The following is a 20,447-nucleotide window of genomic DNA, read 5'->3' as shown; positions in this document are numbered from 1 at the left end:
CCCTGGCCAGCCTTTCATGGCCGGGGCCGCTGTCCGCAAAATAGGCAGCGACCGGCCCGCCCCCGTATAATTTGGGGTTTCACTGGCGCCAAGGCCGCCAGGCGCAGGCTGCCGCACCCCCGCTGCGCCTTGCGACGCATCCAGACGCCAACATCGACATCCTCCCAGCATGACCGCCCAAGACCAATCGCTTGCCAAGAGCTTCGAACCCGCCGCCATCGAGGCGAAATGGGGCCCCGAGTGGGAGAGCCGCGGCATCGCCAAGCCGACCTTCGATCCTGCCCGCCCGGACTTCGCGATCCAGCTGCCGCCGCCGAATGTGACCGGCACGCTGCACATGGGCCATGCCTTCAACCAGACCATCATGGACGGCCTGGCGCGCCATGCGCGCATGCTGGGCGCCAATACGCTGTGGGTGCCGGGCACCGACCACGCCGGCATCGCCACCCAGATCGTGGTGGAGCGCCAGCTGGAGGGCCAGGGCGTGTCGCGCCATGACCTCGGCCGCGAGAAGTTCACCGAGAAGGTGTGGGCCTGGAAGGAAGAATCGGGCTCGACCATCACCCGCCAGGTGCGGCGCATGGGCGCGTCGATCGACTGGAGCCGCGAGTACTTCACCATGTCGCCGGAGATGTCGAAGGCGGTGACCGAAGTGTTCGTGCGCCTGTACGAGCAGGGCCTGATCTACCGCGGCAAGCGCCTGGTCAACTGGGACCCGGTGCTGGGCACCGCCGTGTCGGACCTGGAAGTCGACAGCGTGGAGGAAGAAGGCTCGCTGTGGCATATCCGCTATCCGCTGGTCGAGGCTGACGCCAAGGGCGGCCTGACCCACCTGACCGTGGCCACCACCCGTCCGGAAACCATGCTGGGCGACGTGGCCGTGATGGTCCACCCCGAAGACGAGCGCTACGCGCACCTGATCGGCAAGTCGGTGCACCTGCCGCTGACCGGCCGCCAGATCCCGGTGATCGCCGATGAATACGTCGACCGCGAGTTCGGCACCGGCGTGGTCAAGGTGACCCCGGGCCACGACTTCAACGACTACGCCGTCGGCCAGCGCCACAACCTGCCGCAGCTGTCGATCCTGACGCTGGACGCGAAGATCGTCGCCGACGCGCCGGCCGCGTACGCCGGCCTGGATCGCTTCGACGCGCGCAAGGCAATCGTCGACGACCTGGACAAGCAAGGCCTGCTGGCCGAGGTCAAGAAGCACAAGCTGATGACCCCGCGCAGCGAACGCACCGGCAGCGCGATCGAGCCGATGCTGACCGACCAGTGGTTCGTCGCCATGAGCAAGCCGGCGCCGGAAGGCACCTTCTACCCCGGCCGCTCGATCGCCGAAGTGGCGCTGGAAGCCGTGCAGAGCGGCGAGATCAAGCTGGTGCCGGAAAACTGGATCAGCACCTACAACCAGTGGCTGGGCAATATCCAGGACTGGTGCATTTCGCGCCAGCTGTGGTGGGGCCACCAGATCCCGGCGTGGTACGACGATGCCGGCAACTGCTTCGTCGGCCGCACCGAAGAGGAAGCCCTCGCCAAGGCGAAGGCCGCGGGCAGCACCGGCGCGCTGCGCCGCGAGGAAGACGTGCTCGACACCTGGTTCTCGTCGGCGCTGGTGCCGTTCTCCTCGCTGGGCTGGCCCGAGGAAACGCCTGAGTTGAAGCACTTCCTGCCGTCGTCGGTGCTGGTCACGGGCTACGACATCATCTTCTTCTGGGTGGCGCGCATGGTCATGATGACCAAGCACTTCACCGGGAAGGTGCCCTTCCATACCGTCTACGTGCACGGCCTGGTGCGCGATTCGGAAGGCAAGAAGATGAGCAAGTCCGAGGGCAACACGCTCGACCCGGTGGACCTGATCGACGGCATCGACCTCGATACGCTGCTGAAGAAGCGCACCACCGGCCTGCGCCGCCCCAAGGACGCGCCCAAGATCGAGAAGAAGACGAAGAAGGAATTCCCCGAGGGCATTCCCGCCTTCGGCGCCGATGCCCTGCGCTTTACCTTCGCCTCGCTGGCCACGCTGGGCCGCAACATCAACTTCGATACCGGCCGCTGCGAAGGCTACCGCAACTTCTGCAACAAGCTGTGGAACGCGACCCGCTTCGTGCTGATGAACACCGAGGGCCATGACTGCGGCATGGGCCCGTGCAACAACGACTGCGGCCCGGACGGCCACCTGCACTTCTCGCAGGCCGACCGCTGGATCGTGTCGCTGCTGCAGCGCGTGGAGGCCGACGTCGAAAAGGGCTTTGCCGAATACCGCTTCGACAATATCGCCAACGCGATCTACAAGTTCGTCTGGGACGAATACTGCGACTGGTATTTGGAACTGGCCAAGGTGCAGATCCAGACGGGCACCGAGGCCCAGCAGCGCGCCACCCGCCGCACGCTGCTGCGCGTGCTCGAGACCGTGCTGCGCCTGGCGCACCCCATTATTCCGTTCATCACCGAAGAGCTGTGGCAGAAAGTGGCCCCGCTGGCCGGCCGTGCCAAGGGCGACGGCAGCGAGACCATCTCGACGCAAGCCTACCCCCTGCCGGCCGTCGCCAAGATCGACGAAGACGCCGAGCAATGGGTCGCGCGCCTGAAGGAAGTGGTCGATGCGTGCCGCAACCTGCGTGGCGAGATGAACATCTCGCCGGCGCAGCGCATCCCGCTCTATGCCGAAGGTGACAGCGAATTCCTGAAGGCGGCCAGCGCACATATCCAGGCGCTGGCGAAACTTTCCGAGGTTCGCGTCTTCGAAGACGAGAGCACCCTGCAGGCCGAAGGCGCAGGTGCGCCGGTCGCCATTGCCGGCGGCAACCACCTGCTGCTGAAGATCGAAATCGACGTCGCCGCCGAGCGCGCGCGCCTGTCGAAGGAGGTCGAACGTATCGCTGCAGAGATCGGCAAGTGCCGCGGCAAGCTCTCCAATGAAAGCTTTGTCGCCAAGGCGCCGCCCGCCGTGGTGGCGCAAGAGACGCAACGACTCGCTGATTTCGAGCAAACGCTGGCCAAGCTGCAGGGCCAGCTGCAGCGGCTGCCGGCATGACCGGCAGCCGATGACGCCCCTGCCAGTCTGGTTTCCGTCCGGCGGCGTCGGACGGAACCGGACAGACGGCGCCGGTAATGGCTGGCAGGGTTATGAACCAGCATCTGAGAGGTACACCTGATATGGAAAATCGCGTCACCAAGGCCGTCTTCCCGGTCGCGGGCCTGGGCACCCGCTTCCTGCCAGCCACCAAGGCCAGCCCGAAGGAAATGCTGCCGGTGGTGGACAAGCCGCTGATCCAGTACGCCGTGGAAGAAGCCATGGCCGCCGGCATTACCGAGATGATTTTCGTCACCGGCCGCTCCAAGCGCGCCATCGAGGATCATTTCGACAAGGCCTTCGAGCTGGAAGTCGAGCTGGAAGCCAAGAACAAGCAGGCGCTGCTGGACGTGGTGCGCTCGATCAAGCCCGCCAACGTGGAGTGCTACTACGTGCGCCAGCCCGAGGCACTGGGCCTGGGCCACGCGGTGCTGTGCGCGGCCAAGCTGGTCGGCAACACGCCGTTCGCGATCATGCTGGCCGATGACCTGATCGACGGCAACCCGCCGGTGATGAAGCAGATGGTGGACGCCTACAACCACTACAACTGCTCGGTGCTGGGCGTCGAGGAAATCACGCCGGAGCAAAGCCGTTCCTACGGCGTGATCGATGGCCGCGAATGGGACGAAGGCGTGATCAAGGTATCGGGCATCGTGGAAAAACCCGCTCCGGAAGACGCCCCGTCCAACCTGGGCGTGGTTGGCCGCTACATCCTGACGCCGCGCATCTTCGACCACCTGCGCGAGCTGAAGCCCGGCGCCGGCGGCGAGTTCCAGCTGACCGACGCGATCCAGTCGCTGCTGGGCCAGGAGCAGGTGCTGGCCTACCGCTACCAGGGGCGCCGCTATGACTGCGGCAGCAAGCTGGGCTACCTGAAGGCGACGGTCGAGTTTGCGCTGAAGCACCCGGAAGTGGGCGCCGAATTCAGCGCCTACCTGGAGTCGCGCGAGCACCTGACGCGACCGAACAGCTGAGCGTTCGCCTCGCCCCAAAAGAAAAAGCCGCTCGAAAGCGGCTTTTTCTTTGTCTTCCTTCGATCAACGACGGCGCATGTAGAACACGAACACCTTGTCGACTTCGGAATGCGACAGCAGCTCGTTGCCGGTCTGCTTGGCAAAGGCCTGGAAATCGCGCGTCGCGCCGGGATCGGTCGCCAGCACTTTCAGCACTTCGCCGCTGGCCATGTCGGCCAGCGCCTTCTTGGTGCGCAGGATCGGCAGCGGGCAGTTCAGGCCGCGCGCATCCACTTCTTTCTGGAACTCCATTCGTCTCTTCCTTCGGTTTCTGAGGCTGTTACCAGCGGTATTGTAGCGAAGCCCCGACCTGGCTGAAGTCATGCGGGCGGCGCGGATCCGGAATATCCTCGCCGGTCTGCCGGTCGAAGAAGCGCACCGGGTAGCCGCGCGCGGCCAGCCAGTCGGCCACGGCGAAGCCGGTGCCTGCCGACCACACGCGCACGTCCTCGGGCGCCACCAGCTTGTATTCGGCCAGTTCCTCGGACAGCTCGACTGTGCCGGTCGCCTTGACGTGGTAGGCGATGATCAGCTCGTTCTTGCGCATGAACTCGTAGACGCCGATCAGCGACACCGACTCAGTATCGAGGTTGGTCTCTTCCTTCAGTTCACGCGCCACGCCCAGCTCGGGCGGCTCGTCGCGCTCCAGGAACCCCGTCACCAGCGCAAACATCTGCTGCGGCCAGGCGGCGTTGCGCGCCAGCAGCAGCTTGTCCTGGTACTCCACCACCGCGGCCAGCACCGGCAGCGGATTGTTCCAGTGCACGAAGCCGCATTCATGCTGCACGCAGGCGTGGCGTTCGCGCCCGGACAGCGGCAGCACCTCGAGCGGCGCGCCGCATTGCGGGCAGAATCGGTATTGCATTTGGTGGCTCCTGTAGGGGTCTCGTTATCAGTATGATCGCGCTGCCGTGTTCAGGCACCCATTGAGGCACCACATGCGGCGCGCATGTCGGCGGCCAGCGCCTCTACGGTCTGCGGCTGCAGGTCCCACGAACACATGAAGCGGCAGCCGCCGGCGCCGATGAAGGTATAGAAGCGCCAGCCCCTGGCGCGCAGCGCCTCGATCGCCGGCAGCGGCAGCTCGGCAAAGACGGCATTGGACTGCGTCGGGAACATGATGCGCACGCCGGGGATATCGGCAATGCGCTGCTGCAGCAGTTGCGCCATCGCGTTGGCATGGCGCGCGTTGGCCAGCCACACATCGTTCTCGAGCAGGCCCAGCCATGGCGCCGAGATAAACCGCATCTTCGACGCCAGCTGCCCGGCCTGCTTGACGCGGTAGGCAAAGTCCTCGGCCAGGCGGCGGTCGAAGAACACCACCGCCTCGCCCACCGGCAGGCCGTTCTTGGTGCCGCCGAAGCACAGCACGTCGACCCCCGCGCGCCAGGTGATCTCGGACGGATGCACGCCCAGCGACGCCACCGCATTGGCAAAGCGCGCGCCGTCCATATGCACGCGCAGCTGCCGGCGCTTGGCGATCGCGGCGATCGCGCGCACTTCCTCCACGCTGTACACCGTGCCGACCTCGGTCGACTGCGTCAGCGACACCACCTTGGGCTTGGGGTAATGGATATCCGAGCGGCGCGTCACCAGCGCCTCGATCGCATCGGGCGTGAGCTTGCCGTCCTCGCCCGGCGCGGTCAGCAGCTTGGAGCCGTTGGAGAAGAACTCCGGGCCGCCGCACTCGTCGGTCTCGATATGCGCCAGCTCGTGGCAGATCACCGAGTGGTACGACTGGCACAGCGCCGACAGCGCCAGCGAGTTGGCCGCCGTGCCGTTGAACACGAAGAACACTTCGCAATCGGTCTGGAACAGGTCACGGATGCGGTCGCAGACCTTCTGTGTCCAGCTGTCGTCGCCATAGGCCTGCTCATGGCCGCTGGCATTGGCTTCCAGGAAGTATTTGAGCGATTCCGGGCAGAAGCCGGCGTAGTTGTCGGAGGCGAAGTGCTGCATGGTGTTCAGGCCGTTCAGTGCCTTACTTCTTGTCGGCCCACAGCTCGCCGCCGGTAGCCCAGTTCTCGCGCTTGACATCCGTGATGATGATGTCGACGGCCGAGGCCGAACAGCCCAGCGTCTCGCAGGTGACGCGCGTCACTTCCTCGACGAACTTGCGCTTCTGATCGATGGTACGGCCCTCAAACATTTCAACGTGGAAAGTCGGCATGCAATGCTCCTTGTGATGATTGGTGTTCTGGAAATTCGCCGGGGACGCGGAAATCAGTCCCGGTAGGAAGGATCGATTCTATCGAGTTTGCGCAGCAACGCGGGCCACTCCATCACGCCCTCGACCGCGCCGTTGTCGAACAGTTGCTCGGATGTCTTGTGCGCGACCGCGTCATCCGGCTGCACCAGCGCGCCGCCCGCCTGCGCGGCGATCTGGATTTCGCAGGCCTTGACCAGCGTCGCCATCAGCACGTAGGCCTCGGCCACGGTGCGGCCGACGGTCAGCGTGCCATGGTTGCGCAACAGCATGGCGGGGTGCTCGCCCAACGACGCGGTCAGCCGCCCGCCTTCGGCCGGGCTGAAAGCCAGACCCTCGTAGTCGTGATAGGCGATGCGGCCGTAAAAGCGCATCGCGTGCTGCGACAGCGGCAGCAGGCCGGCGGCCTGCGCCGACACCGCGATGCCGGCGGTGTTATGCAGGTGCATCACGCACATCGCGTCGGGCCGGGCCGCGTGCACGGCGGCATGCAGCGCGAAGCCGGTGACGTTGACCGGGTGCACCGTCTCGCCGACGACCTCGCCGCGGCCGTTGATCTTGACCAGGTCGCCGGCGCGGATCTCGTCGAAGGCAAAGCCGAACGGGTTGATCAGGAAGTGGTCGGGCTCACCGGGCACGGTGGCGGAGATATGGGTGTAGATCAGGTCATCCCAGCCCTCGCGCGCAGCCAGCCGGTAGGCTGCGGCAAGGTCGACGCGCACGCGCTGCTCGTCGGCGGAGACAGGCTGCGGGGAGGCGCCCGCGGCACGCGCGGGCTGCAAGGCAAAAGACATGGGGCTCGCTCCTGCGCCGCCCGGTCTCGCGTGCCGGGATCGGCCCCGGCCTTCCGTGCTGCGCCACGGGCTGCGGCGCACGCGCGGCAGCCGCGATGCGTGGCGCGTCAGGCGGCAAAAGCGATACTGTAGCGCACCTTCACGATCCGCTCCGTGCGGGCGCCAGCGGCCAGGCGCGGCGCATCCAGGCAAACACCAGCGCACCCGCCAGCAGCGACGCCGCCGCGCATGCCAGCGAGCTGGCGAAGCCGCCCGTGCGCGCCACCAGCGCGGTCGCCAGCGGCGGTCCGGCGATCTGGCCAAGGCCGTACGACGCGGTCATCAGCCCCATCAGCCGCGGCGCGTGCGGGCCCCACAGCCGCCGGGCCTCGCGCATGGCGAAGGCCACCAGCGCGGTGAACGGCAGGCCGGCCAGCAGGCTGCTCAGCGCGAACCCGGCCACCGTCGGCCACAGCACCGCGATCGCCACCCCCAGCGCCTGCATGCCGTAGGAGAGCGTCAGCAGCTTGCGGCTGTCGTGGGCCATGCTCACCCGCGTCGCCAGCAAGGCGCCGAGCGCCACGCCGGCGCCGAAGATCGGCCAGAACAGGTCGGCCCAGACCGTGCCCGGCAGCGCTTCGCGCGCGATCACCGGCAGGAAGGTGGCGGTGATGATGTAGCCGAAGCCGGCCAGGCCGTAGGCCAGCGTCAGGGCCCAGGTCTGGGCGTCGAGGCGCGCGGCGGCAGTGGCTGGCGGCGCTGCGCCAGGTGCCTGGCTGGCGTCCGTGGCCATCGGGGTGGACACGAGGATGCGCCACACCGGCGCCACCAGCACCGCGGCCAGCACGGTGAAGGCCAGCCAGCCATGGTCGGCATGCCAGCCCACGCCAACCATGCCGGAGGCGCCCAGGCCCGTGGCGACGATGCCCAGCCCCGGGCCGCAGAAGATCAGCCCGCCCAGTTCCGGCGTGCCCAGTTCGGCCAGCCGCTGCAGGCACCAGCCGGCGGTATAGACCATCACCACCGCGCTGACCACGCCAGCGGCGAAGCGCCACAGCGACCACACCGGCATGCCGCCCGGCAGCGCCATCCCCAGCGTCAGCAGCACCGTCGCCACCAGGCCCCAGCGCACCATGCGCACGGCGTCGGGGCGGATAAACAGGCACAGCGCGGCGCCAAGGAAGTAGCCGATGTAGTTGACCGTCGCCAGCCAGCCGCCCTGATGGAGGTTGACGATACCGTCGTGCAGCATCATCGGCAGCAGAGGTGTAAAGGCGAAGCGGCCGATTCCCATCACCACCGCCAGCGACACCAGGCCGGCCATCGCTACCGCCACCGGACCAGCGTGACGCATCTGCGCGGCCGGTATCGGGCTGGCCGCGCCGGCGGCCTGGTCGGGGTCGAGGCTGTTGAGCTTGGACATTGGCTCTGGCTGTTGGGGCAGCGGTTGCATTGCGGTCCCTGTATGCTACGCTGTGCAAACCATCCCGAAAAATGAATTATGTAGATGCAATGCATTCTGAGTCGAGATGGATATCGGATTCACGCTCCGGAGCCAGTGGCCATGGACCTTGCCGCACTTGAAATCTTCCGAGCCGTCGTCGAAGCCGGCGGCATCACCCGCGCTGCCGAGCGGCTGCACCGGGTGCAATCCAATGTCACCACGCGCATCCGTCAGCTGGAGCAGTCGCTAGGGGTCGAGCTGTTCGTGCGCGACGGCCGGCGCATGGTGCTGACGCCGGCGGGACAGACCCTGTTCGACTACGCCTGCCGCATCCTGCAGCTGACCGAGGAGGCGCGCCAGGCGGTGCTGCCGGCACGGCCGAGCGGCCGCCTGCGCATCGCCTCGATGGAAAGCACCGCCGCCAGCCGGCTGCCCAATGTGCTGGCGGCGTATCACCAGGCGTGGCCCGAGGTGCAGCTCGAGCTGGTGACGCTGGCGACACGGCAGGCGCTCGATGCACTGGCGCGCTTCGAGGTCGATTGCGCCTTTGTCGCCGAGCCGATATCCGAAGCCGGACTGGAGGCCATTCCGGCCTTCGAGGAAGAGCTGGTGGTGATCGCGCGTGCGGGCCATCGCCCGATCCACGCCTCCGCCGACCTGGAAGTGCCGACGCTGCTGGCGTTCGAACCAGGCTGCAACTACCGCGCGCGGGTCGAGGCCTGGTATGCCGGCGGCGGAAGCGCGCCGCCGCCCCGCGTGCTGGAGCTGGGCTCCTACCATGCCATCGTCGCGTGCGCGGCGGCCGGCATCGGCGCCGCGATCGTGCCACGTTCGGTGCTGAGCCTTTACCGGGACCTGCCCGCCATCAGCCAGCACAGCCTGGGCCGCGCGGGCCGTGTGCGCACCATGCTGGCCTGGCATCCGGCCATGGCCGGCGCCGCATTGCATGCGCTGGCCGACATGCTGCCCGCTCCCGCGCCGGGGCCGCGGGGCGAGGCCGGACTCGCCGCCGCCTGAATCGGCCGTCACGCATCGCCGCCATACAAGATGTGCCCGGTGGCCTACACTGAAAGTGGCGCCACCCCGGCACCCTGCGTGCCCCGCCCTTGCGATGAAACCTGTCACCGCGCCCATGCGGGCGATTCGGCTGCTGGCCGGCCTTGTATTGGCGTGCAGCGCTGCATTGGCCGTCGGCTTCGCCGCCCTGCATGCGCGGGCCGCACCCGCTTCCGCTCCTGCGCCCGCCGCCACGGCCACCGCGCCGGTCTACGTGATCCCGCTCAAAGGCGCGGTCAGCCCGGCCAGCGCGAGCTTTATCGTGCGCGGCATGGCGCGTGCCCGCGAGGCTGGCGCGCAGCTGGTGGTACTGGAGATGGACACCCCGGGCGGGCTCGATGCCTCGATGCGCGAAATCATCCAGGCGGTCCTGGCGTCACCGGTGCCGGTGGCCAGCTACGTCTATCCGGGCGGGGCACGCGCAGCCAGCGCGGGCACCTACATCCTCTACGCCAGCCACATCGCGGCCATGGCGCCGGGCACCAACCTGGGCGCGGCCAGCCCGGTGCAGATCGGCATCGGCGGGCCGCAGAAGCCGGACGCCCTGCCGGGCGCGACGCCCGCCTCGGCGCCCTCCAGCGAACCCGCCGCGGCCGACACCATGGCCCGCAAGCAGATGCACGATGCCTCGGCCTATATCCGCGGCCTGGCCCAGTTGCGCGGGCGCAATGTCGAATGGGCCGAGCGCGCCGTGCGCGAAGCCGTCAGCCTGTCGGCCGACGAAGCACTGGCGCAGAAGGTGATCGACGTGGTCGCGCCAGACCTGCCGGCGCTGCTGCGCCAGGTCGAAGGCCGCAAGCTGGCCACCGCTGGCGGCAAGGCCAGCGAACTACGCACGCGTGATGCGCCGGTGGTAACGCTGGAACCTGACTGGCGCAACCGCTTCCTGGCCGTCATCACCGAGCCCAGCGTGGCGCTGATGCTGATGATGATCGGCATCTACGCGCTGATCTTCGAGTTCTCCACTCCCGGCATGGTGGTGCCCGGCATCGTCGGCGCGATCTGCCTGCTGCTGGCGCTGTTCGCGCTGCACATGCTGCCGGTCAACTATGCGGGGCTGGCGCTGGTGGTGCTCGGCATCGGCTGCATGGTGGCCGAGCTGTTCCTGCCGACCTTCGGCGCGCTGGGCGTCGGCGGCATCATCGCCTTTGCCTTCGGCGCGGTGATGCTGATCGACACCGACATGCCGGGCTTCGGCGTGCCGCTGTCGATGGTGGCGGCGCTGTCGGCGATGTCAGCGGTGTTCGTGTTCGGCATGTCGGCGCTGCTGCTGCGCTCGCGCAGGCGGCCGGTGGTCAGCGGCGCCGACACGCTGGTCGGCAGCCGCGGCGAACTGCTCGACGACATGCCTGGGGCACCCGGCCAGGAAGGCTGGGCCTCGGTGCGCGGCGAACGCTGGCGCGTGCGCAGCGCGAGTCCGCTGGCGCGCGGCACGCCGGTGGTGGTGACCGCGCGGCATGGGCTGGTGCTCGAAGTGGTCGCCGCGCCCTCTTCTGCTCAATCGACTCCAGACAAGGGAGCTTGAACATGGCATTCGGATTCAGCTTCGGCGGTTTGATCTTCCTGCTGGCATTGCTCATCATCACGTCGTTCCGCGTGCTGCGCGAATACGAACGCGGCGTGGTCTTCATGCTTGGCCGCTTCTGGAAGGTGAAGGGCCCGGGCCTGGTGCTGATCATTCCCGCCGTGCAGCAGATGGTCCGGGTGGACCTGCGCACGGTGGTGATGGACGTGCCGCCGCAGGACGTGATCTCGCACGACAACGTTTCGGTCAAGGTGAACGCGGTGGTGTATTTCCGCGTGGTCGATCCGGAGCTGGCGATCATCCAGGTGGCGAACTTCCTCGAGGCCACCAGCCAGCTTGCACAGACCACACTGCGTGCGGTGCTCGGCAAGCACGAACTGGACGAGATGCTGGCCGAACGGGAAAAGCTCAACCTCGATATCCAGAAGGTGCTGGATGCGCAGACCGATGCGTGGGGGATCAAGGTCTCGAACGTCGAGATCAAGCACGTCGACCTGAACGAGTCGATGGTGCGCGCGATCGCGCGGCAGGCCGAAGCCGAGCGCGAGCGGCGCGCCAAGGTGATCCACGCCGAGGGCGAGCTGCAGGCATCCGAGAAGCTGCTGGAAGCGGCGCAGATGCTCGCGCGGCAGCCGCAGGCGATGCAGCTGCGCTATATGCAGACGCTGACACAGATCGCCGGGGACAAGAGCTCGACGATCGTTTTTCCGATGCCGATCGATTTGTTGACGGTGTTGCGAAGTATTACGGAGAACACCAAGAAGTAGAAAAGCAGAAGGGGCGCCACTGGCGCCCCTTCCTCATCGGCTTGCGGTACGCTCAGGCCATCAGACCTTCGCCGCCACCCACTCGCTGACACCCGCCAGCGCCTGCGGCAGCTTGGCCGGCTCGGTGCCGCCGGCCTGCGCCATGTCCGGACGGCCGCCGCCCTTGCCGCCCACCTGCTGGGCGACAAAGTTGACCAGCTCGCCGGCCTTGACCTTGCCGGTCGCATCGGCGGTGACGCCGGCGATCAGGCTGACCTTGCCGTCGGCCACGGCCGCCAGCACGATCGCCGCGCTCTGCAGCTTGTCCTTGAGCTTGTCCATGGTCTCGCGCAGCGTCTTCACGTCGGCGCCGTCGAGCTGGGCAGCCAGCACTTTCAGGCCCTTGATGTCGACGGCCTGTGCCGCCAGCTCATCGCCCTGCGAAGCCGCCAGCTTGCTCTTCAGGCGCTCCAGCTCCTTCTCCAGCGCGCGCACCTGGTCCTGCACCTGGCCGATGCGCGGCACCAGCTCGGACGGCTGCGCCTTCAGCACGGCGGCGGCTTCATTCAGCTTCGCATCCAGGTTCTGCAGGTAGTGCAGCGCGTTGTCGCCGGTGATCGCTTCCACGCGGCGGATGCCGGCAGCCACGCCGCCTTCCACCACGATCTTGAACAGGCCGATGTCGCCGGTGCGGTGAACGTGCGTGCCACCACACAGTTCCTTCGAGGTGCCGATCGACAGCACGCGCACGTCGTCGGCGTACTTCTCGCCGAACAGCGCCATCGCGCCGCTCTTGACGGCGTCATCGAACGGCATGATCTCGGCGTGCGTATCTTCGTTGCGCAGGATCTCGGCGTTGACGATCTCTTCCACCCGGCGGATCTGGTCTTCGGTCAGCGCCGCGTTGTGCGAGAAGTCGAAGCGGGTCTTGTCCGCATCCACCAGCGAGCCCTTCTGCTGCACGTGCGTGCCCAGCACTTCGCGCAGGGCTTTGTGCATCAGGTGGGTGGCCGAGTGGTTGCGCACGGTGCGCGCGCGGCGCAGCGCGTCGACCTGGGCCGACACGGCGTCGCCCACCTTCAGCGCGCCGCCCGCCAGCGTGCCCTGGTGGCCGAACACGTCAGCCTGGACCTTGGTGGTATCGGCCACGGCGAAAACAGCACCATTGCCATTCGCGGCCTTCAGTACGCCCTGGTCGCCGGCCTGGCCGCCGGACTCGGCATAGAACGGGGTGTTGTCGAGCACCACCACGCCGGTCTGGCCCGGCTGCATGGCGTCGACTGCGGCGCCATCCACATACAGCGCGGTAACCGTTGCCTGCGGCAGTTCCAGCTTTTCGTAGCCATGGAACACGGTCTTGTCGCCCGTGTACTCCAGGCCGGCGGCCATCTTGAACTTGCCGGCGGCACGTGCCTGCTCGCGCTGGCGGCTCATGGCGGCGTCGAAAGCGGCTTCATCCACGCCGATTTCCTGCTCGCGGCACACGTCCTGCGTCAGGTCCAGCGGGAAGCCGAAGGTGTCGTGCAGCTTGAAGGCCAGTTCGCCGTCCAGCGTCTTGCCGCCCTTGAGCTTCAGCTCGGCCAGCGCGGCATCCAGGATCGACATGCCGTTCTCGATGGTCTCGAAGAAGCGCTCTTCCTCGGCCTTCAGCACTTCGGTCACGCGCGACTGGGCTTCGGCCAGTTCCGGATAGGCTTCGCCCATCTGCGCGACCAGGTCCGGCACCAGCTCGTGGAAGAACGGGGTCTTCTGGCCCAGCTTGTAGCCGTGGCGGATGGCGCGGCGCACGATGCGGCGCAGCACGTAGCCGCGGCCTTCGTTGCCGGGGATCACGCCGTCGACGATCAGGAACGAGCACGCGCGGATATGGTCGGCGATGACCTTCAGCGAGTTCTGGTTCAGGTTGTCGATATGCGTCTCGCGCGCGGCCGCCTTGATCAGTGCCTGGAACAGGTCGATCTCATAGTTGCTGTGCACGTGCTGCAGCACCGCGGCGATGCGCTCCAGGCCCATGCCGGTGTCCACGCACGGCTTGGGCAGCGGCGTCATGTTGCCCTGCTCGTCGCGGTTGAACTGCATGAACACCAGGTTCCAGATCTCGATGTAGCGGTCGCCGTCTTCCTCCGGCGATCCCGGCGGGCCGCCCCACACGTCCGGGCCGTGGTCGTAGAAGATTTCCGAGCACGGGCCGCAGGGGCCGGTGTCGGCCATCTGCCAGAAGTTGTCCGAGGCGTAGCGCGCGCCCTTGTTGTCGCCGATGCGCACGATGCGCTCGGTCGGCACGCCCACTTCCTTGGCCCAGATGTCGTAGGCCTCGTCGTCTTCCGCGTAGACCGTCACCCACAGCTTCTCCGCCGGCAGCTGGTAGGTCTTGGTCAGCAGTTCCCACGCGTACAGGATGGCGTCGCGCTTGAAGTAGTCGCCGAACGAGAAGTTGCCCAGCATCTCGAAGAACGTGTGGTGGCGCGCGGTGTAGCCCACGTTCTCCAGGTCGTTGTGCTTGCCGCCGGCGCGCACCGAACGCTGCGACGAGGTCGCGCGGGTGTACGGGCGCTTGTCGGTGCCCAGGAACACGTCCTTGAACTGCACCATGCCGGAATTGGTGAACAGCAGCGTCGGGTCGTTCGCCGGCACCAGGCTGGACGAGCGGACCACGGTATGGCCCTTCGATTCGAAGAACTGCAGGAACTTGCTGCGAATGTCTGAGACTTTCATGGGATGGCGGACGCTGCTGCGGCTGGGCCGGGCGCGACGAGTCAGTTTTGGATTTGCAAACCGTTGATTATACGGGCAAGGCAGCGCCAGCAGGGCATGCCGGGCAGGCCCGGCGCCATACCCCGGCACCGGCCGGCTATCGCCCAAATCAAATACTGAGGAGAGGCTTTTGCATCACCTCATGGCTTGCCTCGCCGGGCCCGGGTGATACAGTGCAGGCACCCCGCGCCGGCCCGTTGCGCGCCGCGGCGCCGGCAGCCGGTTTTCCGATTCTTCCCCGCACCACCTCAGAATTTCTTCTACCGCCATGGGAGCTTTAAGCCATCTCCGCGTGCTCGACCTGACCCGCGTCCTCGCCGGTCCCTGGTGCGCCCAGAACCTTGCCGACTTCGGCGCCGATGTGATCAAGATCGAGCGCCCCGGCGCCGGCGACGACACCCGCACCTGGGGCCCGCCCTGGCTCAAGGACGAAGACGGCCGCGACACCGCCGAGGCCGCCTACTACCTGGCCGCCAACCGCAACAAGCGCTCTGTCACCTGCGACATCAGCACGCCCGAGGGCCAGCAGATCGTGCGCGACCTGGCCGCGCAGAGCGACGTGGTGCTGGAGAACTACAAGGTCGGCCAGTTGAAGAAATATGGCCTGGACTACGACTCCCTGAAGCAGGTCAAGCCCGACCTGATCTACTGCTCGGTCACCGGCTTCGGCCAGACCGGCCCGTACGCCGCGCGCCCCGGCTATGACTTCATCATCCAGGGCATGGGCGGTTTCATGAGCCTGACCGGCGAGCGCGACGACCTGCCCGGCGGCGGCCCGCAGAAGGCCGGCGTGGCGATTTCCGACCTGATGACCGGCCAGTACGCCACCATCGCCGTGCTGGCGGCGCTGGCGCACCGCGACCGCACCGGCGAGGGCCAGTACATCGACATGGCGCTGCTCGACGTGCAGGTGGCCATGCTCGCCAACATGAACACCAACTACCTCGCCAGCGGCGAGGCGCCGCGCCGCTGGGGCAATGCGCACCCCAACATCGTGCCCTACCAGACCTTCCAGGCCGCCGACGGCTGGATCATCGTCGCGGTGGGCAACGACGGGCAGTTCCGCAAGTTCGTCGCCGACGGCGGCCAGCCCGAACTGGCCGACGACCCGCGCTTTGCCACGAACCCGCAGCGCGTGGCCAACCGCGACATCCTGGTGCCGATCCTGGCCGAGATGGTGCGCCCGCGCACCCGCGCGCAATGGATCCGCGACCTGGAAGCCGCGGGCGTGCCGTGCGGCCCGATCAACACGCTCGACGACGTGTTCGAGGACGACCAGGTCAAGGCGCGCGGCCTGCGCGTGGACCTGCCCCACCCGAGCGCCGGCGAGGTCAAGCTGGTCGGCAGCCCGATCAAGATGAGCGCGACGCCACCGCAGGCGCTGCGCCACCCGCCGCTGCTGGGCGAGCACACCGACGCGGTGCTGGCCGGGACCCTGGGCTACAGCGCCGGGCAGATCGCCGCACTTCGCGCAAAAGGTGTGCTGTAAGATTCTCCTCCTGCCTGCGGCGGGCCAGCCCTGCCGCAAGTGCTTTCCGGAAGTTCAGTTCCCACTGAAGTACTTTCCCCGGGCCCGCGCCGCCCGCGCTGGCCTGCGCAAAGCAAAGGAGAACCCATGCTGACCGACGCCATCCTGGCCTTCCTGCATTTCCTTGCGATCTTCGTGCTGATCACGCTGATGGCCGCCGAGGCCGTGGCGCTGCGCCCGGACCTCAACCCGGCCACCGTGCGGCGCCTGTCGCTGTACGACCTCTTCTATTTCCTGTCGGCGATGCTGGCACTGGCGACCGGCCTGCTGCGCCTGTTCTACGGCGCCAAGGGCGTCGACTTCTACCTGCACAACCCGTGGTTCCACGCCAAGATGGGCGTGTTCGTGCTGATCGCGCTGTGCTCGCTGCCGCCGACCTTTGCCATCGCGCGCTGGCGCAAGCAGGCGCGCAGGCTGCCCGATTACGTGCCGCCGCCGTCCGAGATCAAGGCGGCGCGGCGCTGGGTCATGATCGAATCGCATCTGGTGATCCTGCTGCCGCTGTGCGCCGTGATGATGGCGCGCGGCATCGGGGCCCGCTAGGAATCCCTATTCTTCTGTCATCCATAACATGCTGAAAAAACTGCTTGCCGCCGCGCTGACCGCGGCGCTGATGCCCGCCGCCGCCGTGGCGGCCACCAACGCCTATCCCACCAAGCCCGTGCGCTTCGTGGTGCCCTATCCCGCCGGCGGCCCGCTCGACACCGTGGCGCGCGCCATCGGCGACAAGCTGCGCGACAGCCTCGGCCAGCCGGTGGTGGTGGAAAACAAGCCGGGCGCCGGCGGCAACCTGGGCGCGGACTACGTCGCCAAGCAGCCGGCCGACGGCTACACCATCGTCATGGGCGCGGTGGCCACGCATGCCATCAACCCGACGCTGTTCAGCAAGATGCCGTATGACCCCGTGAAGGACTTCGCGCCGATCACGCTGGTCGCCGACGTGCCCAACGTGCTGGTAATGCACCCCGGCAAGGCCGCCGAGCTGCATATCAACAATGTGCGCGACCTGGTTGCCTACGCGCGCAAGAATCCGGGCAAGCTTGACTATGCCTCGGGCGGCAACGGCAGCGCCGGGCACCTTTCGGGCGAGCTGTTCAAGAGCATGGCGAAGATCAGCATGGTCCATATTCCCTACAACGGCGCGTCGCCCGCGCAGCTGTCGGTGCTGTCGGGCCAGACCGACCTGATCTTCGACAACCTCGCTTCGGCATCGGCCAATATCAAGGCGGGCAAGCTAAAGGCCTTCGCCGTGACCACCGCCGGCCGGGCGGCGGCGTTCCCGGACTTGCCGACCATTGCCGAGGCCGGCAAGGGGCTGGGGCTCGAAGGCTTCGATATCTCGACCTGGTTCGGCGTGTTCGCGCCGGCCAATACGCCGCGCGAAATCGTGGAGAAGCTGAACCACGAGATCGTGGCGATCCTGAAGACGGACGACATGAAGGCGCGCCTGGCCCGCATCGGGGCACAGCCGGCCCCAACTACGCCGGAGCAGTTTGGCGCGTTGGTGCAGAAGGAACTGAAGAAGTATGCGCAGATCGTGAAGGTGTCGGGGGCGAAGGTCGACTGAGGACAAGCACTCGCGGCACCAACGGTTTGGGGTGCTCCCAGGCCGCGCGAGCTTGCCTAAGTAAGGTAAGGTGTTCTCCCTCTCCCCCAGCCGCTCTCCCTCTCCCGCAGGCGGGAGAGGGGAGACAACCGGCGCATTACGTGCGCTCGCGGCCCGCTTCTTCCCTGCGCCGCCGCACCCACAGTTTCCCGCCGGAATCCCCCTCCAGCCGCGGCAGCAGCAATCCCACCTGCACGATCTCCGCGCCTTCCATCCGCGTGACCGTCAGCGGCACCCCCGCGATCACGACGCTGTCGCCCTCCACCGGCGGCGACGTGAACATGCGCTGCATCGCTTTTTCCAGCGTCAGCGGCTCTTCCTCCGGCGTCAGCTCGCGCGTGCCATAGAGCGCAGCCACGTCGCGCAGCGGCGCATCGCCTGACAGCAGGAAATCGTGCGACACCTGTTCCCACGTGGGCGCCCGGCCCGGGGTCTGGAACAACGCCGACAGCGTCGGCAACGAGGTGGCCGGCGCCAGCACGCAGACCGCGTCACCTGCGCGCAATACCGTCTGGCCCGGTTCGGCCAGCGTGTCGTCGCGCGCCACCGTCAGCAGGCGGCTGCGCGGCGGCAGCTCAAGCTGGTCGGCGCGTACGTTTTCCACTGGCGCGTTCGGGCCCACGCAGAACTGCATCACTTCCAGGATCGGCGCGCGCGTGCCGCGCAGCCGCGAACGCGCCACCGGCTCCGGATAGCCTGGCCGGCGCACGCGCGCCAGCCGCGCCGCGACCGATACGGTGGTGCCCTGGAACAGCAGGCTGGCCAGCACCACGGCAAAGGCGATGCGGAACAGCAGGCCAGCCTCCGGGGCCTGGCGCAGCAGCGGGAACAGCGCCAGCACGATCGGCACCGCGCCGCGCAGGCCCATCCACGCGATAAAGCCCTTTTCACGCGCATTGAAGCGGAACGGCAGCAGCGCCACCCACACCGCCACCGGGCGCGCCACCAGCATCAGGAACGCGGCGACCGCGACAGCGGGCCCGGCCACTTCCAGGATCCGATGCGGCGCCACCAGCAGGCCCAGCAGCAGGAACATCGCCGACTGCGCCAGCCAGGCCATGCCGTCCATCGCGCGCATCACGTCGGCGGTGACCGCGCGCTCGCGGTTGCCGATCAGCATGCCGGTCAGGTACACCGCCAGAAAGCCGCTGCCGCCGGCGGTCTGCACCAGCGCGAACACCATGGCCCCGCCTGCGCACAGCAGGATCGCCTGCAGGCCTTCGGCCACCTGGATGCGCTCCAGCACATGCGCCAGGCAATATCCCAGCGCCAGCCCGAGCGCACCGCCCACGCCGAACTGGACCAGCAGCCTCATCACCAGACCCAGCGGCGTCAGCCCGCCAGGTGCGGTGACCCATTCGATCAGCGTCAGGGTCAGGAAAATCGCCATCGGGTCATTGATGCCCGACTCGATCTCCAGCACGCTCGCGACCCGGTCCTTGAGGCGGATGCCACTGCTGTGCAGCATCGAGAAAACCGCCGCCGCATCGGTCGAGCCGACGATGGCACCGAGCAGCAGCCCGAGCCGCCAGTCGATACCGAGCAGCCACGCCGCGAACACGCCCACCAGCCCCGCCGTCACCAGCACGCCCACGGTCGCCAGCGACAGTGACGGCCTGAGCGCAACCCGGAAGGTGGCAAAGCGCGTGCGCAGGCCGCCGTCCAGCAGGATCACCGCCAGCGCCAGGTTGCCGACCAGGAAGCTGAGCCAGGTGTCGTTGAAGCGGATGCCACCCGGGCCGTCCACGCCGGCCAGCATGCCGACGGCCAGGAACACGAGCAGGAACGGCACGCCGAAGCGTGCCGAAAACGCCCCCAGCACGATGCCCAGCGACATCACGATGCCGCCGATCAGGATGACGTGGTCGATGCTCTCCAAGCTGCTCCTTGCCTCACCTATGTGTCCTTGCCGAAACCTTTCAAACCTTACAGGGCTTTCAGGCCGGCGCTCCCGCGGAGACCGCCATGCGAAGGCGCGGGCTGCTCCGGATGATAGCGCAGCACTTCCGCCACCTCACCCGCCAGCCCGCCTCCAGACTGGCTTTGCGAACCGGCGAGGCGCCTTTTAAGCGCCATCTCACTAGGGGATACCCGAACCATGACCCTGTTTGCAGACATCTGAAAGGTCGCTGAAAGGTCGCCCCCTTAACTTCCACCCTGCCCGCAGGAGGGCCCTTCGTTGCAGACCACATTGATGCGGCGCAACAAAGGGTCAACCGCAGATTTCAAGCGTCTTTTCGAGGAGATTCACTTTGCGCATACGTAGCCAAAAGGACTTCGCCTCCGGCCTGATGTTCATCCTGGTCGGATTCGGCTTTTCCTGGGTCGCACGCGGCTATTCCATGGGAACCGCCGCAAAAATGGGACCCGGATACTTCCCGTTCTGGCTCGGCATCGTGCTCGCCCTGCTGGGCGTGCTGGTGCTGTGGGGCTCGCTGTCTTCCAAGGCTGAGGAAGACCAACTGGCCCGCTGGGACATCAAGACGCTGTTGTGGATTCTCGGCTCGGTCGTGCTGTTCGGCCTGCTGCTCAAGCCGCTGGGCATGGTGCTGTCGGTGCTGGTGCTGGTGCTGGTGTCGTCGATGGCCAGCCACGAGTTCAGCTGGAAGGGCGCCATCCTGAACGCCATCATCCTGGTGCTGATCAGCCTGGGCGCGTTCGTGTACGGCATCAACCTGCAGATGCCGGTGTGGCCGGCTTTCCTGGCAAGCTAAGGAGGC

Annotated in this window: 17 protein-coding genes; 9 read left to right on the top strand and 8 right to left on the bottom strand. The window is 67.3% G+C overall.

Features of this window, described 5'->3' with window-relative positions; all coding sequences use genetic code 11:
• The first annotated feature begins 169 nt into the window (after positions 1–169).
• Together J8I34_RS05180 and galU are read left to right on the top strand one after the other, a co-directional pair.
• The gene (locus J8I34_RS05180; RefSeq protein ID WP_209805501.1) at positions 170–3,037 is read left to right on the top strand and encodes a valine--tRNA ligase; all 2,868 of its coding nucleotides are present in this window, start codon (positions 170–172) and stop codon (positions 3,035–3,037) included.
• A gap of 122 nt (positions 3,038–3,159) precedes the next feature.
• Positions 3,160–4,050 carry a UTP--glucose-1-phosphate uridylyltransferase GalU gene (gene galU, locus J8I34_RS05175; RefSeq protein WP_029045529.1) on the top strand — a complete coding sequence of 297 codons (891 nt, stop codon included), beginning with the start codon at positions 3,160–3,162 and terminating at the stop codon, positions 4,048–4,050.
• Positions 4,051–4,113: 63 nt separating this feature from the next.
• On the opposite strand, the gene J8I34_RS05170 is transcribed toward galU, so the two are convergent.
• From J8I34_RS05170 to J8I34_RS05145, 6 genes are all read right to left on the bottom strand, one after another.
• The gene (locus J8I34_RS05170; protein WP_029045528.1) at positions 4,114–4,341 is read right to left on the bottom strand and encodes a sulfurtransferase TusA family protein; all 228 of its coding nucleotides are present in this window, start codon (positions 4,339–4,341) and stop codon (positions 4,114–4,116) included.
• Positions 4,342–4,369: 28 nt separating this feature from the next.
• Positions 4,370–4,954: an NUDIX domain-containing protein gene (locus tag J8I34_RS05165; RefSeq protein ID WP_029045527.1), complete on the bottom strand. Its 585-nt coding sequence runs from the start codon at positions 4,952–4,954 to the stop codon at positions 4,370–4,372.
• 50 nt (positions 4,955–5,004) lie between these two features.
• The gene (locus J8I34_RS05160; protein ID WP_209774127.1) at positions 5,005–6,048 is read right to left on the bottom strand and encodes a threonine aldolase family protein; all 1,044 of its coding nucleotides are present in this window, start codon (positions 6,046–6,048) and stop codon (positions 5,005–5,007) included.
• 22 nt (positions 6,049–6,070) lie between these two features.
• Entirely contained in the window at positions 6,071–6,259 is a 189-nt protein-coding gene (locus J8I34_RS05155) for a 4-oxalocrotonate tautomerase (RefSeq protein ID WP_029045525.1), read from the bottom strand.
• 53 nt (positions 6,260–6,312) lie between these two features.
• A complete protein-coding gene (locus tag J8I34_RS05150; RefSeq protein WP_029045524.1) occupies positions 6,313–7,089 on the bottom strand; it encodes a class II aldolase/adducin family protein in 777 nt (258 codons plus the stop codon).
• Positions 7,090–7,228: 139 nt separating this feature from the next.
• Positions 7,229–8,491 (bottom strand): YbfB/YjiJ family MFS transporter, encoded by a 1,263-nt coding sequence (locus J8I34_RS05145; RefSeq protein WP_029045523.1) that lies wholly within the window; start codon positions 8,489–8,491, stop codon positions 7,229–7,231.
• A gap of 141 nt (positions 8,492–8,632) precedes the next feature.
• Between J8I34_RS05145 and J8I34_RS05140 the strand changes: the two genes are divergently transcribed.
• From J8I34_RS05140 to J8I34_RS05130, 3 genes are all read left to right on the top strand, one after another.
• Positions 8,633–9,529: a LysR family transcriptional regulator gene (locus J8I34_RS05140; protein ID WP_209805500.1), complete on the top strand. Its 897-nt coding sequence runs from the start codon at positions 8,633–8,635 to the stop codon at positions 9,527–9,529.
• A gap of 94 nt (positions 9,530–9,623) precedes the next feature.
• Entirely contained in the window at positions 9,624–11,093 is a 1,470-nt protein-coding gene (locus tag J8I34_RS05135) for an NfeD family protein (RefSeq protein ID WP_209805499.1), read from the top strand.
• Positions 11,094–11,095: 2 nt separating this feature from the next.
• Positions 11,096–11,860 (top strand): slipin family protein, encoded by a 765-nt coding sequence (locus tag J8I34_RS05130; RefSeq protein ID WP_029045520.1) that lies wholly within the window; start codon positions 11,096–11,098, stop codon positions 11,858–11,860.
• A 60-nt stretch (positions 11,861–11,920) separates the two neighbouring features.
• Here the strand turns inward: J8I34_RS05130 and alaS are convergent, their stop codons facing one another.
• On the bottom strand, positions 11,921–14,554 hold the full coding sequence (gene alaS, locus J8I34_RS05125; protein WP_209805498.1) for an alanine--tRNA ligase: 2,634 nt from the start codon (positions 14,552–14,554) through the stop codon (positions 11,921–11,923).
• Between the two features lie 307 nt (positions 14,555–14,861).
• Between alaS and J8I34_RS05120 the strand changes: the two genes are divergently transcribed.
• The 3 genes from J8I34_RS05120 (at position 14,862) to J8I34_RS05110 (ending at position 17,688) form a co-directional block, all read left to right on the top strand.
• Positions 14,862–16,082, top strand: coding sequence for a CaiB/BaiF CoA transferase family protein (locus J8I34_RS05120; RefSeq protein WP_209774117.1), 1,221 nt, complete (start codon positions 14,862–14,864; stop codon positions 16,080–16,082).
• A gap of 126 nt (positions 16,083–16,208) precedes the next feature.
• Positions 16,209–16,664, top strand: coding sequence for a DUF2214 family protein (locus tag J8I34_RS05115; RefSeq protein WP_029045517.1), 456 nt, complete (start codon positions 16,209–16,211; stop codon positions 16,662–16,664).
• Between the two features lie 28 nt (positions 16,665–16,692).
• The gene (locus J8I34_RS05110; protein ID WP_029045516.1) at positions 16,693–17,688 is read left to right on the top strand and encodes a tripartite tricarboxylate transporter substrate binding protein; all 996 of its coding nucleotides are present in this window, start codon (positions 16,693–16,695) and stop codon (positions 17,686–17,688) included.
• A 136-nt stretch (positions 17,689–17,824) separates the two neighbouring features.
• Here J8I34_RS05110 and J8I34_RS05105 read toward each other — a convergent pair whose 3' ends face one another.
• On the bottom strand, positions 17,825–19,606 hold the full coding sequence (locus J8I34_RS05105) for a potassium/proton antiporter (RefSeq protein WP_209805497.1): 1,782 nt from the start codon (positions 19,604–19,606) through the stop codon (positions 17,825–17,827).
• 373 nt (positions 19,607–19,979) lie between these two features.
• Here J8I34_RS05105 and J8I34_RS05100 point away from each other — a divergent pair, with 373 nt between their 5' ends.
• Entirely contained in the window at positions 19,980–20,441 is a 462-nt protein-coding gene (locus J8I34_RS05100; protein WP_029045514.1) for a tripartite tricarboxylate transporter TctB family protein, read from the top strand.
• Positions 20,442–20,447 lie beyond the last annotated feature (6 nt).

Origin of the sequence: Cupriavidus phytohabitans (genome assembly GCF_017815025.1) — a bacterium.
GTDB lineage: Bacteria > Pseudomonadota > Gammaproteobacteria > Burkholderiales > Burkholderiaceae > Cupriavidus.
The sequence above is the reverse complement of the archived record's forward strand: the minus strand, read 5'-3'. Positions and strand labels throughout refer to the sequence as shown.

Bases quoted from the DNA above. Each gene is read 5' to 3' on its own strand.
- J8I34_RS05140 (WP_209805500.1), top strand. From the start codon at position 8,633: ATGGACCTTGCCGCACTTGAAATCTTCCGAGCCGTCGTCGAAGCCGGC.
- J8I34_RS05130 (WP_029045520.1), top strand. From the start codon at position 11,096: ATGGCATTCGGATTCAGCTTCGGCGGTTTGATCTTCCTGCTGGCATTG.
- J8I34_RS05135 (WP_209805499.1), top strand. From the start codon at position 9,624: ATGAAACCTGTCACCGCGCCCATGCGGGCGATTCGGCTGCTGGCCGGC.
- J8I34_RS05115 (WP_029045517.1), top strand. From the start codon at position 16,209: ATGCTGACCGACGCCATCCTGGCCTTCCTGCATTTCCTTGCGATCTTC.
- J8I34_RS05180 (WP_209805501.1), top strand. From the start codon at position 170: ATGACCGCCCAAGACCAATCGCTTGCCAAGAGCTTCGAACCCGCCGCC.
- galU (WP_029045529.1), top strand. From the start codon at position 3,160: ATGGAAAATCGCGTCACCAAGGCCGTCTTCCCGGTCGCGGGCCTGGGC.
- J8I34_RS05165 (WP_029045527.1), bottom strand. From the start codon at position 4,954: ATGCAATACCGATTCTGCCCGCAATGCGGCGCGCCGCTCGAGGTGCTG.
- J8I34_RS05145 (WP_029045523.1), bottom strand. From the start codon at position 8,491: ATGTCCAAGCTCAACAGCCTCGACCCCGACCAGGCCGCCGGCGCGGCC.
- J8I34_RS05120 (WP_209774117.1), top strand. From the start codon at position 14,862: ATGGGAGCTTTAAGCCATCTCCGCGTGCTCGACCTGACCCGCGTCCTC.
- J8I34_RS05150 (WP_029045524.1), bottom strand. From the start codon at position 7,089: ATGTCTTTTGCCTTGCAGCCCGCGCGTGCCGCGGGCGCCTCCCCGCAG.
- alaS (WP_209805498.1), bottom strand. From the start codon at position 14,554: ATGAAAGTCTCAGACATTCGCAGCAAGTTCCTGCAGTTCTTCGAATCG.
- J8I34_RS05160 (WP_209774127.1), bottom strand. From the start codon at position 6,048: ATGCAGCACTTCGCCTCCGACAACTACGCCGGCTTCTGCCCGGAATCG.
- J8I34_RS05155 (WP_029045525.1), bottom strand. From the start codon at position 6,259: ATGCCGACTTTCCACGTTGAAATGTTTGAGGGCCGTACCATCGATCAG.
- J8I34_RS05110 (WP_029045516.1), top strand. From the start codon at position 16,693: ATGCTGAAAAAACTGCTTGCCGCCGCGCTGACCGCGGCGCTGATGCCC.
- J8I34_RS05170 (WP_029045528.1), bottom strand. From the start codon at position 4,341: ATGGAGTTCCAGAAAGAAGTGGATGCGCGCGGCCTGAACTGCCCGCTG.